The organism is Anabaena sp. 54 (assembly GCF_017355725.1).
GTDB classification, from domain to species: domain Bacteria; phylum Cyanobacteriota; class Cyanobacteriia; order Cyanobacteriales; family Nostocaceae; genus Dolichospermum; species Dolichospermum heterosporum.
Genome location: NZ_JAAVWA010000069.1, coordinates 1 through 3,105, shown reverse-complemented (window position 1 = coordinate 3,105; position 3,105 = coordinate 1). Strand labels below are relative to the sequence as shown.

Annotated in this window: 3 protein-coding genes; 1 reads left to right on the top strand and 2 read right to left on the bottom strand. The window is 40.4% G+C overall.

Features of this window, described 5'->3' with window-relative positions; genetic code table 11:
- Positions 1 to 314: 314 nt before the first annotated feature.
- Positions 315 to 1,181: a carboxylating nicotinate-nucleotide diphosphorylase gene (gene nadC, locus HEQ36_RS25915; protein WP_053539701.1), complete on the top strand. Its 867-nt coding sequence runs from the start codon at positions 315 to 317 to the stop codon at positions 1,179 to 1,181.
- A gap of 127 nt (positions 1,182 to 1,308) precedes the next feature.
- Here nadC and HEQ36_RS25910 read toward each other — a convergent pair whose 3' ends face one another.
- Both HEQ36_RS25910 and HEQ36_RS25905 read right to left on the bottom strand, forming a co-directional pair.
- Entirely contained in the window at positions 1,309 to 2,493 is a 1,185-nt protein-coding gene (locus HEQ36_RS25910) for an LL-diaminopimelate aminotransferase (protein WP_053539702.1), read from the bottom strand.
- 75 nt (positions 2,494 to 2,568) lie between these two features.
- Positions 2,569 to 2,904 (bottom strand): co-chaperone YbbN, encoded by a 336-nt coding sequence (locus HEQ36_RS25905; protein ID WP_053539703.1) that lies wholly within the window; start codon positions 2,902 to 2,904, stop codon positions 2,569 to 2,571.
- Positions 2,905 to 3,105 lie beyond the last annotated feature (201 nt).

Below are 3,105 nucleotides of genomic sequence, written 5' to 3'. Positions count from 1 at the left end.
TAATATTTTCAAGGTTCGGTGTGCTGTTCAGTGTTGCCTCTTTTTGGCTGCTCTGTTCGGCACTTATTTAATATATCGAATCTACTTTGGTTTGTCAACTACTTTGGCAAACTTTTTTTCGGTTTGTTTTTTGTTTTATCTAAAATCCTTGTGAGACAAGGGTTATGAGCGTTAAAATTCCTGAGATTTCTGCCCTTTTGGTGGTGTTTTTGATTTGGCTGGGTTTGTGGAGTTCCACTTCTGGGTTTTTTTGAGTCATTAGAGAAAGAAAGACAATAATTGATAGTGTTGAGTGGATATAGATAGATATTCTTATGAAGAGTTCAGTGGCTGTACTACCACCGTTTTTGGTGCTGGATCAATTGTTGCAAAGTTGGTTGTTGGAAGATATTGGTAGGGGAGATCGTACTACTCAATCTCTATTGTCCCAACATCCCACTAGAGGAGAAGCTAAATGGATAGCGAAAGCACCAGGGATAATTGCTGGTTTACCTATTGCGGCTAGGGTGTTTCAACTTTTGAATAATCAAGTTGATTTTGTCAATGTTACCGATGAGGGTACACCTTGTGAACCAGGACAGGTGATAGCGGAAATTAATGGTTCACTGGATACGCTGTTAATGGGGGAAAGGGTAGCGCTTAATTTGGTGATGCGGTTAAGTGGAATTGCCAGTTTGACTAATATATATGTAGAAAAAATAGCTGATTTACCTGCTCAGTTGGTGGATACGCGCAAAACTACTCCAGGGTTGAGAATTTTGGAAAAGTACGCTACTGCTTTGGGTGGTGCGATGAATCACCGGATGGGTTTAGATGATGCGGTGATGATTAAGGATAATCATATTGTTGCGGCTGGGGGAATTGGGGAAGCTATTACCCGCATTCGTTCTCACGTTCCTTATCCTCTGACTATTGAGGTGGAAACGGAAAATTTAGCACAGGTGCGGGAAGCTTTACAGTACAGAGCAGATATTATTATGTTAGATAATATGCCTTTGTCTATGATGAGTGAGGCTGTATTATTGATTCGTAATGAAGATGATCGGGTAAAAATTGAGGCTTCGGGAAATGTAACTCTAGAGACTGTTCGCGCTGTGGCAGAAACTGGGGTTGATTATATTTCTACTAGTGCGCCCATTACTCAGTCTAAATGGTTGGATTTGAGTATGAGAATGGTTTAATAATGTCTGAATCAGGATATCCGGGATTAAACGATTAACAGGATGAGAAATTTACCAATTACCAATTACCAATTACCAATTACCAATTACCAATTACCAGGCTCAATTAGATGACTAGCAACTTGAGTTAATAGAGGAACTGGGAAATTCTCTCTACAGCAGTTTTTAAGGTTTCTGGTTTTTGTACTAATGCAAAGCGAACGTATCCTTCACCGAATTGACCGAAGCCGACTCCTGGGGAAGCGGCTACACCTGTTTTTTTAACTAGTTCGGTGCAGAATTCTATGGAATTACGACTCCATTGTGTGGGTAATTTTGCCCAAATGTACATTGTGGCTTCTGGTGTGGGAACGTTCCAACCGATACGGTGCAAGGCTTTAATGAAGGTGTCCCGGCGTTGACGAAAAATATCAACGGCAGATTTTACACCATCTTGGGGTCCGGTGAGGGCGGCGATCGCTCCGTTCAAAATTCCTATATATTGGTTAAAATCAACGGTGGCTTTGATTTGCTTGAGGGCTTGAATTAGTTGGGGATTCCCAATTGCGTAACCAATGCGGAAGCCACCCATATTATAGGACTTAGACAGGGTAAAGAATTCTATAGAGACGCTTTTTTCGGGATCTGCTTGCAAAATTGAGGGAACAAGGGATTTTAGATTTTGGGTTTCTTCTGCGAAAACTAAATCTACGTAGGGGAAATCGTGAACGAGAACTATATTATGTTGTTGACAAAAGGCTACGGCTTCTTGAAAGAAGGATAATGGGGCGATCGCACTGGTAGGATTATGAGGATAGCTTAATACCATTAACCGCGACTGGGCTAAAATGGTGACGGGAATATCACTAAAAACTGGTAAAAAATTATTTTCTGCTTTTATTGGCATTGGGTAAATTTGACCACTAGCCAAGTATACTCCCCCGGCATGGGAAGGATAACCAGGATCTAATAATAGAGCAAAATCGCCGGGATTAAGCACGGCTAAAGGTAAATGGGCTGTTCCTTCTTGAGAACCAATTAGGGGTAAAACTTCTGTTTCTGGGTCAACTGGGATACCGAATTTTTGCTCGTACCACTGGGCTGCGGCTTGACGGAAATTTTGAGTGCCACGAAATAATAAATAACCATGAGTGGTAGGATCATGGAGAGATTGAGCGATCGCTTCTATGACGTGATTCTCGGTAGGTAAATCTGAAGAACCTAAAGATAAATCAATTAATTCTCTTCCAGCAGCCAAAGCAATGGACTTGGCTGTGTCCATATCGGCAAATACGTTAGATTTTAAGGGTTGTAACCGGGTAGCAAACTGCATTTTAATTATTATTTATTGGTCATTAGTCATGAGGTAGTGATCAAAAACTATGGAGTTTTGATCACTAATCGGTAACTAATTATTATTTAAATGATCTTCCAAAAAACTGAGTAATTTATCTTTACCAATTACTCCCTCAATAGATACTAATAGTTGTTCTCCTCTTACCAATCTCAGCGCGGGGAGACCTTCTACTTGATATTGTTTGACTGTGAGTGGATTGGGGTCAGTTTCCATCTTAACAATTTTTAGGCGATCGCTATATTTGTTAGCAGCCAAATTAATAACTGGTGACATCAGTTGACAAGGACCACACCAGGAAGCCCAAAAATAAACCAATACAGGCTGCTCGGCTTTTAATACTTCCGTTTCAAACTCAGCATCAGTGATAGTGATTACACCCTTGTTCATTATAGTCTCCATTAGGCGGTATTGATCAAAGTTGACACACAGAATAGAGAATACTTTATCCCAATCTGTTCCCACTTCACTATTTATAGCAGGCAGAGGGAAATGTTTATTTCGTTTTACTCAAAACTCCCGGTTCGCCCATTTTTTAGGGAGTTAGGAAAAATGTGCAGATAAAAGTATAATCAGAGACAGGTTATACAA

Excerpts from the sequence above, each read along its gene's own strand:
- nadC (WP_053539701.1), top strand. The coding sequence starts at position 315 with ATGAAGAGTTCAGTGGCTGTACTACCACCGTTTTTGGTGCTGGATCAA.
- HEQ36_RS25910 (WP_053539702.1), bottom strand. The coding sequence starts at position 2,493 with ATGCAGTTTGCTACCCGGTTACAACCCTTAAAATCTAACGTATTTGCC.
- HEQ36_RS25905 (WP_053539703.1), bottom strand. The coding sequence starts at position 2,904 with ATGAACAAGGGTGTAATCACTATCACTGATGCTGAGTTTGAAACGGAA.